Raw genomic sequence first — 13,676 nt, forward strand, 5'->3', positions numbered from 1 at the left:
TTGGGTCGCAATCATGTGGTGCGGCTGAACCGGAATTGAATAGGGCCGCCGCTCAGCGACGGCCCGTGAATTCACGCAAATACTGGTTCTCGGGCGACAAAATCACGCTGGAGCGGCCCGCGTCCGGATTTTGCGCATTGTTGACGAAGGTCGTCTCGTAGGACTGCATCGCCCGGTAGAAATCGTAGAAGTCGGGATCCTTGCCGAACGCCTCGGCATAGATGCTCGCGGCTTCCGCATCGGCATCCGCGCGGACCAGCTGCGCGTCCCGCAGGCCCTGCGCCTGGATCGAGCGTGCCTCCTGCTGGCGCGCCGTGCGCATCCGATCGAAGGCCGCATCGAGCGGCGCGCCTTCCGGAAGATCGGTGCGCTTGATGCGGACGTCGATCACCTGCGCACCATATTGGGCGGCGACTCGGTTGAGGGCGGTGCGGATATTCTGCATCAGTTGCGCCCGTTCCGGGCTTAGCAAGGCCGCCGACGGCCGCTTGCCGAGCTCGTTGCGCAGCGCCGAGCCGAGGATCGGCTTCAGCTGATCGCTGACATTCTCGGCCCGCTTGGCGGTGATGTACATGCGCAGTGGATCGACGATCCGGTAGCGCGCGAACGCATCCACCTGGAGCCGCAGCTGATCGGTCGAGAGCACCTGCTGATTCTCCATGCCGACGCTCTGGATACGCTTGTCGACACGGACGATGTCCTCGACGAAGGGGATGCGGACGATCAGGCCGGCACGGGTCGCGCCGAACGTCTCGCCGGGGCGATAGCGATTCGCGGTGCGATCGACCTTGCCGAAGCGGACGATCACCGCCTGCTCGGTTTCGGGTATGATCGCGAAGGTGCTGCCGATCAGGATCAGCGCGACGATTGCGGCGAACGCCAGGGCGATCGGATTGCGCAGGACGCGGCTCATCGTTGCGTCCCTTCCTGCGCCTGGGCCTGCGGCGCCGGCGTGCGACGTTGCAGATCGTTAAGCGGCAAATAGGTATTCACGCCCGGCGCTTCGACGATTGTCTTGTCCACTTTGGTGAGCACTCTTTCCATCGTCTCATAATACATGCGCCGGCGAGTGACCTCGGGCGCGAGCTTGTACTGGCCGTAGACCTTGTCGAACGCGGCCGCTTCGCCCTGCGCCTTGTTGCGCAGCTGCAGCGCATAGGCGCGGGCATCGTTCATGTAGCTCTGCGCCTGCTGCTGGGCGGCAGTGACCGCCTTGAAGGCCTCGTTGACCGCAGCCGGCGGATCCGACTGCTTGACCGCGACGCCCTGGATGCTGACACCGGCGCCATAGGCGTCGAGCAATTGCTGCATCCGGGTCGCGACCCGCTGCTCGATGTCGCTGCGACCCTGGCCGATCGCTTCGTCGAGCGACACCGAAGCGACGATCTCGCGCATCGCGCTCTCGGCGACCTCGCGGATGGTGCCTTCCGGATCCTGGATCTGGAACAGGTAAAGCTGCGGATCCTTGATCGCCCAGCGCACGGAATAAGCAAGATCGATGATGTTCTGATCACCGGTCAGCAGCAGATTCTCGGATTTCGAATCGGCCGAGCCGATGTCGACGGTGCGAATCTCGGCGATATCGACCTTCTCCACTCTCTCGAATGGCGCGGGCAGAGTGATGCCGATGCCGGGACCCAATGTGCGGGTGTAGGCGCCGAACAGGGTGACGACGCCGCGCTCCTGCTCGCCGATCCGGTGGAAGCTGGTGAAGGCGAGCCACAGCAAAGCGAAGACGGCGAGACCGTAAAGCCAGTAGGGACGGCCGTCGCCCTGCGGCAGATGCCCGCCGAAGCGCTCGCGGCTCTTCTTCAGGAAGTCGTCGAGCGAGGTGACGCTCGGGCCGGAGCCGGGCTTGCGCTTGCGGGGCGGCTCGCCCCACGGGCTGCGCGGACCACTGCCGCCGCCGTCACCGCCGCCGGATCCGGAACCGCCGCTGCCGGAGGGACCCCAGGGGCCGCCGCGATTCTCGTTGAACATGGCGCCGAGACGCGCGCCCCACCCGAAGTTTTTGCTCATGAAGGCCTTTATAGGTAGCGCCCCTCGGGAAAAACAGTGGCAAGCGGCGCACGCTCGCCTATCTCGCGCGTCATGAGCCAAGACGACGCCGAATTTCGAGCCGCCCTTGCCGGCATTGCCGATGCCGAAGGCCGCATCCAGTCCGCCCGCCTGAAGGACGGTATCGCCAGCCTCGTCATCGACACGACCGGCCTTGCCGCAGAGGCGCGTGCCGGCCTGGAGCAGCGGATCCGCGCCGGGCTGATCGGGGCGGCCGGCATCGCCGACGTGCGCATCGCGATGACTGAGGAGAAGGTGAAGCGGATCATCCTTGCCGTCGGCAGCGGCAAGGGCGGGGTCGGCAAGTCGACCGTCTCGGCCAATCTCGCCATCGCCCTCGCCCGCGGCGGGCGGAAGGTCGGCCTGGTCGATGCGGACGTCTACGGCCCCTCGCAGCCGCGCCTGCTCGGCACCAGCGAGAAGCCCGAATCGGTCGACAACCGGATCGTTCCGGTCGAGACCAACGGGATCCGCATGCTCTCCCTGGGGCAGCTGGTCGAGGGCGGCAAGGCGCTGGCCTGGCGCGGCCCGATGGCGGCCGGCGCCCTCGGCCAGCTGATCGAGGGGGACTGGGGCGACACCGAGATCCTCGTCGTCGATCTGCCGCCCGGCACCGGCGACATCCAGCTGTCGTTGGTCCAGAAATGGACTCCCACCGCGGCGGTGATCGTGTCGACGCCGCAGGATCTCGCTCTGATCGACGCGACCCGAGCGATCGACCTGTTCCGCAAGACCAACATCCCGGTGCTCGGCATCGTCGAGAACATGTCCGGCTATGCCTGCCCGCATTGCGGCGAGGTCTCCGATCCGTTCGGCGCCGGCGGCGCCGAGGCGGCGGCGGGAGTCATGGACATCCCGTTCCTCGGACGGGTGCCGCTGACCCTCAACATCCGGCAGTCGTCCGATGCAGGCACGCCGCCGGCGGCGGGCGAAGGCGCGGACGCCGAGATCTTCCGCACGCTGGCGGCGCGGATCGTCGAGGCATTGAACCGGATGTAGCCGCACGGCGTTGCAGCCCTGGACCAGTTCGGAGATATCCATGCCGCTCACCGCCGACGCCGACATCAAGGCGCTGCTCGAGACGACCCGCACGATCGCTCTGGTCGGCGCGTCGGATCGGCCGGATCGCCCCAGCTACGGAGTCATGAAATTCCTGCAGGATTGGGGCTACCGGGTGCTTCCGGTCAATCCGCAGATCACCGGCGAGCACGTCCACGGCGAATATGTCTGGCGCGAGCTCTCGCAGATTGGCGAGCCGATCGACATGGTCGACATCTTCCGCCGCCCGATGGCCGCGGGCGAGGCGGTCGACGAGGCGATCGCGGCCGGCGCCAAATCGGTCTGGCTGCAGATCGGCGTGGTCAACGAGGAGGCCGCCGCGCGCGCCGAAGCGGCCGGGCTCAAGGTGGTCATGAACCGGTGTCCGAAGATCGACATTCCGCGGCTCGGTGTGGGGCGGATCCAGAATTCGGGCTGACTCGCGGCCGGCAAGCTAAAGCGGAATACTGATACGCTGTGAGGCTCCGTTCGGGCTGAGCCTGTCGAAGCCCCTTTATTCTGCCGGAGCAAGAGCAAGTTTGGGCTTCGACAGGCTCAGCCGAACGGTTCAAGGGCTTGGGAGTCTGGCCCACCTTCTCACCGCGCCGCCAGCAAGGTGCCGTTCGTCCGCTCCGAGCGGCCGGGACTCAGCATCCTTACCTCGCGCTTGGCGAAGTCGACCGAGACCCGGTCGAACAGCATCAGCGCGTCCATGCCGAGCAGCAAGGCCGGCCGGTCCATCAGATCGAGCTTCTTGAACGGGTGCACGTCGGCAAAGGCGATCGGCATCCTCCGAATGTCGAGACCACCGATGCGGATGTTGCCGGTCACGGTCTGGTCGGCGATGATCTTGCCGCCGGTGACGCTGGTCATCTGGACCGGCATCGTCACGCCAAGGCGCTTCTTCTGCTCGAGCTTGCGGCGCAGGGCGCTGTTGCCGACCGTCGCCTGGGAACCGGTATCGAGGATCACCCAGACCTTCTGTCCATCGACATCGGCATCGACCAGCACGAGATGGCCGAAGCGATTGCGCGCGGTGATCACGATCGCGTCTCGCGACCAGCTCTCGGGCCGCTTCTGGGAGGGCGTGACGGTCATCTGCTGGCGCACGAAATCGAACGACACGCGCTGCGTCTTGAGCGAGTCGACGCCGAGCATGCCCTCGGCACCGAGATTGCGGCGCGCCAGCGCCGGCGCGTGGATCTCGCGCACCTGCTTGCCGCCCACTTCGAGCTCGGGGATGATCACGGTGGCGATGTCGCTGACCTCGCTCATGCTGTGCATCCGCGCCGTCCGACCCTTGGTGAGATCGAGCAGGCTGGCGAGCTCCCGCGCGATCACCGTGCGCTCGGCGCCGGTGTCGACGACGAAGGGATAGGGGCCGCGGCCGTCGATGCTCACCGGCACCGTCATCCGCTGGAAGTAATCGACGTCGTAGCCGAGCACCGTGCCGTCTTCCGGCACCGCCTCCGCTGCCGGCGCCGACGTAGGGGCGGCCGGCGGCGACGTAGGGGCGGCCGGCGGCGTCAGGGCGGCCGGCGGCGGAGCGATGCCGGGCACCGGCGCCTGGCTGTTCACGGGGGACACGAGCAAGGCCGCGCAGGCGGCGGTTGCTGACAACAGCACACGCTTCATTTGTCGCTCTCCTAACCCGGCGATACTACGCCTGATTCGGGGCGGAGTCGAAAGGTGAAGCGGCCAAAGCCGGAAAGCGCGCTACGAAGCTCGATTCAGACGGCGGCGAGCGCGCGCTCGCGCAGCCGTTCGACCGCCGCGGCGTGGATTGCGGGCGTCGCGACGAGCACGCCAAAGGCGTTGCCGAGCGGCGTGTTGAAGGCGAGCGGCTGACCGAATGCGCCGCTGGCCCGCGCGCCCGCCTCCTCGGCGATCAGGGCGGCGGCGGCGATGTCCCACTCGAAACCCCATTTGGTCGTCGCGACCAGATCCGCCTCGCCCGCCGCGACCAGCGCCATGCGGAGCGCGATCGAATTGGGCTTTGGCACCAGCACCAGATCGGCATCGGCGGCGGCAAGCTGGTCGGCGGGGATGCGCGCGCCGGGGAGGCTGCTGCGGCCGCTGACCTGCAGGCGCTCGCCGTTGCGCCACGCCCCCTGCCCGCGCGCCGCCCGCCAATGCTCGCCGCGCATCGGCGCATCGAGCACGCCCAGCACCGGCCTTCGATCCTCGACAAGGGCGACCGACACCGCCCAGCCGCTGCGGCCGCGCAGATAGTCGCGGGTGCCGTCGATCGGATCGACGATCCAGAGGCGCGAGCGTTCGATGCGATCGGAATCGTCGACCGTTTCCTCGGACAGCCACCCTGCCTCCGGATCCAGCTCGGAGAGCTGGCCGCGCAGGAAATTGTCGACCTCGATGTCGATCTCGCAAACCGGATTGCCCGGCGCCTTCTCCCAGCGGCGGAAGCTGCCGCCGTTGCGGGCCGCCGCGATCCGGCCGGCTTCACGGACGATGCGGGAGACCGCGTCGAGCATCAGGCGCCCGCGACGAACATGCCGTCGATGCGCAGAGTCGGTACGTTGACCGCGCGGCGGAATTCGAGATCGTCGGCCGGCACCAGCCGCCTGAACATGTCGAGCAGGGTGCCCGCAATGGTGATCTCGGACACCGCCGGACCGATCTTGCCGTTCTCGATCAGGAAGCCGCTGGCGCCGCGGCTATAATCGCCGGTGACCATGTTGACGCCCTGGCCGATCAGCTCGGTGACGTAGACGCCTTGCGCGATGTCTCCGATCAGATCGTCGACACGGATCGTGCCCGCGGCCATGTGGACGTTGGTCGCGCTTGCACCCGGCGAGCCGCCGACGCCGCGGGTGGCGTGGCCGGTCGGCGCCCGGCCGAGCTGCCGCGCCGAGGCGCTGTCGAGCAGCCAGCTGGTGACCCGGCCGCCGGCGACGAGATCGGTGGCCGCGGTCGGCAGGCCTTCGCCGTCGAACGGCTTGGAGCGCAGGCCGCGCGGGCGATGCGGATCGTCGCGGATCAGGATCCCCTCGGCGAAGATCGCCTCGTCTTCCTTGCCGAGCAGGAAGGAGGTCTTGCGCGCGATCGCGGCGCCGGTGATCGCACCGATCAGATGGCCGACGAGGCTGCTGCCGATGCGCGGATCGAACACCACCGGCAGCGCGCCGCTGGCGAGCTTGGCCGGGTTCAAGCGGGCGACCGCACGCTCGCCGGCGAGCCGGCCGATCGCGTCCGGAGCGTCGAGATCGGCATAATGACGGGTGCTGTGCTGGGCGTAATCGCGCTCCATTTGGGCACCTTCGCCGGCGATGACGCTGGCCGAGCCCGAATAGCCGCTGGTCGAATAACCGCGGCAGAAGCCGTGGCTGGTGGCGAGCGCGATCACCGAGCGACCGGCGCTGACGCTGGCGCCGCCGCTGTTCGTGATGCCGGCGACGCTGCGCGCGGCATCCTCGATCTCGAGCGCGCGCTGCTTCAATTCCGTCGGCAGCGGATCGCGGCCGTCGTCGCCATCGACGTCCGGGCCGTCGCCGCGCATCAGCCGGTCCTCCGGGGCAAGGCCGGCATAGGGATCCTCCGGGGCCTCGCGCGCCATTGCAGCGGCACGCTCGACGAGGGCGCGGAGCGCCTCGTCGGACAGATCGGAGGAGGAGACGCTGGCGGAGCGGCGCCCGACGAACAGCCTGAGGCCGATCTCCTCGCCCTCCGACCGCTCGACGTCCTCGAGCGCGCCGAGGCGCACCTGAACCCCGGTCGAGGAATCGGCGACGTAGAGGGCGTCGGCGGCGTCGGCGCCCGCCTTTCGTGCGCGCTCGACCAGATCGGCGGCGCGGCTTTCGGCTTCTTTGGGAGACAACATCGCCGCGACGTAGGGCGGCGAGGCCGCAAAGTCTAGGAAGTGCCGACCACCAGACAGGCGAGGAACATCAGCAACCCTGCGAAGCGATTGGAGCGGAATTTGTGGAGCGCGTCGTCGCCGTCGGCAGGTTTGAGCGTGAGGGTCTGGTGAAACAGGTGCAGGGCCATCGGCAGCAAGGCGAGCAAGGCGAGACCATCGGACCTCTCGCGCCAGAGCGCCACCGCCCAGAACAGCAGAGCGGCAAGGTAGAACAGGGTCACCCCGAGCCGGGCATGCGCCCCCATCGCCAGCGCCGAGGAGCGCACCCCGACCAGGGCATCATCCTCCCGATCCTGCAGCGCATAGATGGTGTCATAGCCGATCACCCAGCAGATCGATCCCAGGTAGAGCAGGATCGGCATCGTCCCGATCTCCCCGGTCACGGCCGGCCAGCCGACCAGAGCGGCCCAGGAGAAGACGAGGCCGAGCCAGGCCTGCGGCCACCAGGTGATCCGCTTCATGAACGGATAGGCGGCGACGGGCGCGAGGCTGCCGAGCGCGATGATCTGGGCGGTGCGATCGAGCTGGAGCAGCACGACGAGGCCGATCAGGCTCAAGCCGACCAGCAGCATCCAGGCACCGGCGAGGCTGGCACGGCCGCTGGCGAGCGGACGCAGACGGGTGCGCTCGACCTTGGTGTCGAGATCGCGATCGACGATGTCGTTGTAGACGCAGCCGGCGCTGCGCATCGCCCAGGCGCCGAGCGCGAGCCACAGGATCAGCGCCAGTCCGTTCGGGCCGAGCCCCGCCAGAGCGACGCTCCACGCGCCCGGCCAGAACAGGAGCCAGGCACCGATCGGACGATCGAGCCGCATCAGCGAGGCATAGGGACGGAGCGGCGCAGGCAGGCCGCCGATCAGACCGCGGCGCTCGGAATCGGGGACGATGTCGCTCTCGGTGGTTGCCATGGCCGACCACTTGCCGCCAGAGCAGGCGAATGTCGAGAAAGCATCGGCCGGCGCCCGGCGCGGCCGCAGCAACGGAGCGCATCTGATGGGAGCAACCCCCGCCTGGCCGCCGTCGAGCCTCCCGCGGCTGTTCGTCGCGGCGCCGCTCGCCGCCGGCACCGCCGTCACCCTGGACGGTGCCCCGGCCAATTATCTCGGCAAGGTGCTCCGCCTCGCCCCAGGCGCGCAGCTGAAGCTGTTCGACGACGTCACCGGCGAATGGCTGGCGGAAATCGCCGAGGCCGGCAAGAGAAGGGTGACGCTCACCATCGTCGAGCAGCTCCGCCCGCGCGAGCCGGTGCCGGACCTCTGGCTGCTGTTCGCACCGCTGAAGCGCGATCCGATCGACTGGCTGGTCGAGAAAGCGACAGAACTCGGAGTCGCCCGGCTGCTGCCGGTCGTCACCCGGCGCACGATCGTCGACCGGGTCAATCTCGACCGCCTTCGCGCCAACAGCATCGAGGCCGCCGAGCAATGCGAGCGCACCGCGCTTCCATTTCTCGACGCCCCCGAGAAACTGACGACAATGCTGCGCGCCTGGCCCGCGGACCGCATTCTGTTCTTCGCCGACGAGACGGGAGGCGAGCCGTTCGCGACCGCGGCGGCAGCGGGCGGCGGTCGCGCGGCCATCCTGATCGGTCCGGAAGGCGGCTTCACCGACGAGGAACGCAGCGCGATCCGGGCGCTCCCCCAGGCGCGCGGCGTGGCGCTCGGCCCGCGCATCCTTCGTGCCGAGACGGCGGCGCTGGCCGCGGCGGCGGTGTGGATGGCGGCAGCCGGCGATTGGACCGCATCGCCCACCCGCTGAAAGCCGCTGGCGGGGGCGCGTCACCATCGTTAGATGGGCGGCGATGACGACGCGCACCGAAACGACCCGCCAGGACCCGCTGATCGAGAGCCGGGACGACCTGCTCGCGCCCTTCCGCAAGGGCGAGAAGCCCGAGGCCGATTGGCGGATCGGCACCGAGCATGAGAAATTCGTCTACCGCCGCGCCGACCATCGCGCCCCCTCCTATGACGAGCCGGGCGGAATCCGCGATCTGCTCAAGGCGATGACCGAATTCGGCTGGAGCCCGGTCGAGGAGGGCGGCAACGTCATCGCGCTCGCCGGGCCCGACGGCAATGTCAGCCTCGAGCCGGCCGGCCAGCTCGAACTGTCGGGCGCGCCGCTCGAGAACCTTCATCTCACCTGCCAGGAGGCGGGCCGGCACCTCAACCAGGTGAAGGCGGTCGGCGACAGGCTCGGCCTCGGCTTCCTCGGTCTCGGCATGTGGCCGGACAAGAGCCGCGCGGAGCTGCCGACCATGCCCAAGGGGCGTTATGCGATCATGCTGCGGCACATGCCGCGGGTCGGCACGCTCGGCCTCGACATGATGCTGCGCACCTGCACCATCCAAGTGAATCTCGATTATGCCAGCGAAGCCGACATGGCGCAGAAATTCCGGGTCGGCCTCGCCCTGCAGCCGCTCGCCACCGCCTTGTTCGCCAATTCGCCGTTCACCGAGGGCAAGCCGAACGGCTTCCAGTCGTTCCGCAGCCACATCTGGTCCGACACCGATCCCGCCCGCACCGGCATGCTGCCCTTCGTGTTCGAGGACGGCTTCGGCTATGAGCGCTATGTCGACTATGCGCTCGATGTGCCGATGTACTTCGTCTATCGCGACGGCGCCTATATCGATGCCGCCGGCCTCTCCTTCCGCGACTTCCTGAAGGGAGAATTGTCGGTCCTGCCCGGCGAGAAGCCGAAGCTTTCCGACTGGAACGATCATCTTTCCACCGCCTTCCCCGAAGTGCGGCTGAAGAGCTTCCTCGAGATGCGCGGCGCGGATGGCGGCCGCTGGAACCGGATCTGCGCGCTGCCCGCTCTATGGGTCGGCCTGCTCTACGATCAGGGCGCGCTCGATGCCGCCTGGGACGAGGTCAAGCATTGGTCGCTGGAGGAACGCCAGCAGCTGCGCGACGCGGTGCCCGAGCGCGGCCTGCAGGCGAAGACACCGTCAGGCGAGAGCCTGCGCGATCTCGGCGCCCGCGTGCTCGACATCGCCGAGGCCGGACTCAAGGCGCGCGCACGCCTCAACGGCGCCGGCGACGACGAGACCGGCTTCCTCGGGCCACTGCGCGAGATCGTCAAGCGCGGCACCAGTCCGGCGCAGCTGCTGCTCGATCATTATCATGGCGCCTGGGGCGGGGACGTCTCCCGGGTCTACGAGGAGATGAGCTTCTGACCGCGCTCCGCACCCTCTACCCGCCGATCGAGCCGCACCGATCGGGCATGCTCGACGTCGGCGACGGCCATCGCCTCTACTGGGAACAGAGCGGCAATCCGGAGGGCAAGCCCGCCGTCTTCCTGCACGGCGGCCCCGGCGCGGGCTGCAGCCCGGATCACCGCCGCCTGTTCGATCCGCGGCGCTGGAACGTGCTGCTGTTCGACCAGCGCGGCTGCGGCCGCTCGACCCCGCATGCGAGCCTGGAGGCGAACACCACCTGGCATCTGGTGGACGATATCGAGCGGCTTCGCGAGATGGCGGGCGTCGACCAATGGCTGGTCTTCGGCGGCAGCTGGGGATCGACCCTGGCGCTCGCTTATGCCGAGACCCATCCGACGCGGACCAGCGCGCTGGTGCTCCGCGGTATCTTCGCGATGCGCCAGCGCGAGATCGACTGGTTCTACCAGGACGGCGCCGCGTCGATCTTTCCCGACGCCTGGGAAGCCTTCCTCGCGCCGATCCCGGACGAGGAGCGCGGCGATCTGGTGGAGGCCTATCGCAAGCGGCTGACCGGCGACGATGCCGAGGCGCGTCTCGCCGCCGCCAAGGCGTGGAGCGCGTGGGAAGGCTCGACCGTCCGGCTGATGCCCGATCCCAACCTCGTCGCGGCGGTGACCGCGGAACGCTTCGCCGTCGCGATCGCGCGGATCGAGAACCACTACATGGTCAATCGCGGCTGGATGGAGGAAGGGCAATTGCTCCGCGACGCCGGCAAGCTGAGGGACATAGCCGGCGTCATCGTCCAGGGACGCTACGATGCCTGCACGCCGCCGGTCACTGCCTGGGACCTGCACCGCGCCTGGCCCGAGGCCGAGCTCCACATCATCCCCGATGCCGGCCACAGCTATAACGAGCCCGGCATCCTCGATCGCCTGGTCCGCGCCACCGACCAGTTCGCCTGAGCGGGTGACGGGGCGCCGGACCGCGGCGAAGCGCGGCGGCAAGTGTCACATGCGCCTGCTACGCCGCCGGCGATGACCTCCATTCCCCGCCGCACCCTGCTGAAAGGCGGCCTCGGCGCCGCCGCTCTCGCCGCTCTGCCGCCGTCGATCGCCCGCGCGCTCGCCATTCCTGCTGACGTGCGCACCGGCACGATCCGCGACGTAGACCACGTCGTCATCCTGATGCAGGAGAATCGGAGCTTCGACCATTATTTCGGCACCCTGCGCGGGGTGCGGGGCTTCGCCGATCCGCATCCGATACCGCTGCCCGGCGACGCTCGCACAATCTGGGAGCAGGCGGCCGGCACCGGGCCGGGGGCCCGCCGGGTCGCCCCCTTCCACCTCGCCACCGCCAGCGACTGGGCGCTGATGCGGATGGAGGGAACGCCGCACAGCTGGCCCGATGCGCAGCGCGCCTGGGACCAGGGCCGGATGGCGGACTGGCCGGCGCACAAGACCGAGCGTGCGATGGGCCATTATCGCCGCGAGGATCTGCCCTTCCAGTTCGCGCTCGCCGATGCCTTCACGATCTGCGACGCCTATCATTGCTCGGCGCAGACCGGCACCAACACCAACCGGCTGTTCCTGTGGACCGGCACCAACGATCCCGCCGGCCGCCACGGCGGCCCGGCGATCGCCAATTCGCACGACAGCTTCCCCAGGGACGGCGGCGCCGCCGAACCTTACACGTGGACCACCTACCCCGAGCGGCTGCAGGCGGCCGGGATCGACTGGCGCATCTACCAGGACATGGCCGACAATTTCACCGACAATCCCCTGGTCGGCTTCGCCGCCTATCGGGCGGCACAGGACCGCGCCGCCGGCGCCGACGCGGAGCTGCGGGAGCGGGCGCTGACCACGCGCGGGCTCGACAGGCTGCGTGCGGACGCGCTCGCCGGAACCTTGCCGCAAGTGTCCTGGATCATCGCCACCGCCGCCGGCTCCGAGCATCCGGGCCCGTCGAGCCCGGCCCAGGGCGCCGCTTATACCGCGGAGGTGCTCGACGCGCTCACCGCCGACCCGACAGTGTGGGGCCGCACCGCCCTTCTCGTGATGTTCGACGAGAATGACGGCTTCTTCGATCATGTCCCGCCGCCGGCGCCGCCCTCGCGCGACCCCGACGCGCCGGGCGGCCTCGCCGGCGCGTCGACCGTCACCACCGCCGGCGACTATCACGACGTGGCGAGCGCGGCCGACGCCAAGGACGACCTCGCCGAGCTGCGCGGCCGCCCATACGGCCTCGGCCCGCGCGTACCCTGCTACATCGTGTCGCCGTGGAGCCGCGGCGGCTGGGTCAATTCGGAGGTGTTCGATCACACGTCCGTCCTCCGCTTCCTGGAACGGCGGTTCGGCGTGGCCGAGCCCAACATCTCGCCCTGGCGCCGCGCCGTCTGCGGCGACCTCACCTCCGCTTTCGACTTCGCCAACCCCAATCGAGGCCGCCCGGCCGCCTTGCCCGACCCGCGCCCCGCCGCCCGCCGGGCCGCCGCGATCCTGGGTCAGGTGGCCCCGGCGGCGCCCGCGAAGGCGCAGCCGCTCCGGCAAGAGCCGGGCACCAGGCCGGCTCGCCCCCTCCCCTACGATCTCGACGTCGGCGAAGCCCGCGCCGGCGGCACCCTTCGCCTCACCTTCCACGCCCGGGGCGCAACCGGCGCGGTCTTTCACGTCTACGACCGCCACGCTTTGGAACGCCTGCCGCGCCGCTACACGGTGGAGGGCGGCAAGCAACTGACCGGCGTCTGGGAGAGCCACGGGCCGGATGGCGGCTACGATCTCTGGGTGCTCGGCCCGAACGGCTTCCACCGCCACTTCGTCGGCGACGCCGGCGATGCGGCGATAGCGGGCAGCCTGTCGTGGGAGCTGGACCGGGGCGCACGGCAGATCAACCTGAAGGGCGCCGATCCCGCCGCCTTCGTCGTTTCACCCGCCGCGCGGCACGCAGCGCATCATGCCGCCTGGCCCGGCACCAGCGCCCGGACCCCGCTTTGGTCGCTCGATGCGACGGAGGGCTGGTACGATCTCCTCCTGACCAGCCCCGCCGCGCCGCGCTTCGCCCGGAGGATCGCCGGGCGACTAGAGACCGGCGCTTGAGCGATGGCGCTCGAATGCAGCAGGCGGGCCGCTCGCCCGTTGCCGTGAACGACCACCGTATTGACCGTAAATACGGACGTTTTTCACAGGTAGATTGCGCCGGCACCCGCATTGGCGCGCCTGGACCGAGTTCATGTCCGGATTGCACCTGGGGTTCCGTCCGGCGCACGGCTGGCATTTCGCCGGCACCGTATCGACCGTAAATACGGAAGTTTCTCGCGGTAAGCGCTGGAGACGGGTGGGACACCACCAGCGGCGAGCTGGTGTCTCTTGATTCCCGCGAGATCTGGCCGCCGACAGAGGCAAGCAGGAACGGCGGCGGAAGGCCACCCCGCGCTCCCGCCACTCGACTTCATCATCCAGTCCCCTCCCTTCAAAGACAGGCCCTGTGCCCGGCGGAAGAGGAAATGCATGCACGACGGCGTAGAACGGCAGCCATCAACTGCAGAACATAGCA

At 69.0% G+C, this 13,676-nt stretch carries 12 protein-coding genes; 6 read left to right on the plus strand and 6 right to left on the minus strand.

Annotated features, from left to right (window positions below):
* Positions 1 to 52: 52 nt before the first annotated feature.
* Both hflC and hflK read right to left on the minus strand, forming a co-directional pair.
* Positions 53 to 913 (minus strand): protease modulator HflC, encoded by an 861-nt coding sequence (gene hflC / locus ETR14_RS04105; protein WP_129383492.1) that lies wholly within the window; start codon positions 911 to 913, stop codon positions 53 to 55.
* Complete coding sequence (gene hflK, locus ETR14_RS04110) at positions 910 to 2,019, minus strand: FtsH protease activity modulator HflK (protein ID WP_371416743.1); 1,110 nt, start codon at positions 2,017 to 2,019, stop codon at positions 910 to 912. Before hflK ends, hflC begins: the two co-directional genes overlap by 4 nt.
* A 72-nt stretch (positions 2,020 to 2,091) precedes the next feature.
* On the opposite strand from hflK, the gene ETR14_RS04115 reads away from it, so the two are divergent.
* Positions 2,092 to 3,057: an Mrp/NBP35 family ATP-binding protein gene (locus ETR14_RS04115; RefSeq protein WP_129383493.1), complete on the plus strand. Its 966-nt coding sequence runs from the start codon at positions 2,092 to 2,094 to the stop codon at positions 3,055 to 3,057.
* A gap of 40 nt (positions 3,058 to 3,097) precedes the next feature.
* Positions 3,098 to 3,535, plus strand: a complete 438-nt coding sequence (locus ETR14_RS04120; protein ID WP_129383494.1) for a CoA-binding protein — start codon at positions 3,098 to 3,100, stop codon at positions 3,533 to 3,535.
* A 158-nt stretch (positions 3,536 to 3,693) separates the two neighbouring features.
* Here the strand turns inward: ETR14_RS04120 and ETR14_RS04125 are convergent, their stop codons facing one another.
* The 4 genes from ETR14_RS04125 to ubiA all read right to left on the minus strand — a co-directional run bounded on the left by ETR14_RS04125 (position 3,694) and on the right by ubiA (position 7,881).
* Positions 3,694 to 4,731, minus strand: a complete 1,038-nt coding sequence (locus tag ETR14_RS04125) for a retroviral-like aspartic protease family protein (protein WP_129383495.1) — start codon at positions 4,729 to 4,731, stop codon at positions 3,694 to 3,696.
* A gap of 95 nt (positions 4,732 to 4,826) precedes the next feature.
* Complete coding sequence (locus tag ETR14_RS04130) at positions 4,827 to 5,588, minus strand: 3'(2'),5'-bisphosphate nucleotidase CysQ (RefSeq protein ID WP_129383496.1); 762 nt, start codon at positions 5,586 to 5,588, stop codon at positions 4,827 to 4,829.
* Entirely contained in the window at positions 5,588 to 6,934 is a 1,347-nt protein-coding gene (locus ETR14_RS04135) for a TldD/PmbA family protein (protein ID WP_129383497.1), read from the minus strand. The genes ETR14_RS04130 and ETR14_RS04135 overlap by 1 nt, the downstream gene beginning before the upstream one ends.
* A gap of 32 nt (positions 6,935 to 6,966) precedes the next feature.
* Positions 6,967 to 7,881, minus strand: a complete 915-nt coding sequence (ubiA, locus tag ETR14_RS04140) for a 4-hydroxybenzoate octaprenyltransferase (RefSeq protein ID WP_129383498.1) — start codon at positions 7,879 to 7,881, stop codon at positions 6,967 to 6,969.
* Between the two features lie 85 nt (positions 7,882 to 7,966).
* Between ubiA and ETR14_RS04145 the strand changes: the two genes are divergently transcribed.
* The 4 genes from ETR14_RS04145 (at position 7,967) to ETR14_RS04160 (ending at position 13,219) form a co-directional block, all read left to right on the plus strand.
* Positions 7,967 to 8,728 (plus strand): 16S rRNA (uracil(1498)-N(3))-methyltransferase, encoded by a 762-nt coding sequence (locus ETR14_RS04145; RefSeq protein ID WP_129391291.1) that lies wholly within the window; start codon positions 7,967 to 7,969, stop codon positions 8,726 to 8,728.
* A gap of 43 nt (positions 8,729 to 8,771) precedes the next feature.
* Positions 8,772 to 10,145 (plus strand): glutamate--cysteine ligase, encoded by a 1,374-nt coding sequence (locus tag ETR14_RS29055; protein WP_129383499.1) that lies wholly within the window; start codon positions 8,772 to 8,774, stop codon positions 10,143 to 10,145.
* A 47-nt stretch (positions 10,146 to 10,192) separates the two neighbouring features.
* The gene (pip, locus tag ETR14_RS04155) at positions 10,193 to 11,089 is read left to right on the plus strand and encodes a prolyl aminopeptidase (protein WP_243455754.1); all 897 of its coding nucleotides are present in this window, start codon (positions 10,193 to 10,195) and stop codon (positions 11,087 to 11,089) included.
* 72 nt (positions 11,090 to 11,161) lie between these two features.
* On the plus strand, positions 11,162 to 13,219 hold the full coding sequence (locus ETR14_RS04160) for a phosphocholine-specific phospholipase C (RefSeq protein WP_129383501.1): 2,058 nt from the start codon (positions 11,162 to 11,164) through the stop codon (positions 13,217 to 13,219).
* The last annotated feature ends 457 nt before the right edge of the window (positions 13,220 to 13,676 follow it).

Source organism: Sphingosinicella sp. BN140058 (assembly GCF_004135585.1).
In the GTDB taxonomy this organism is placed as follows: domain Bacteria; phylum Pseudomonadota; class Alphaproteobacteria; order Sphingomonadales; family Sphingomonadaceae; genus Allosphingosinicella.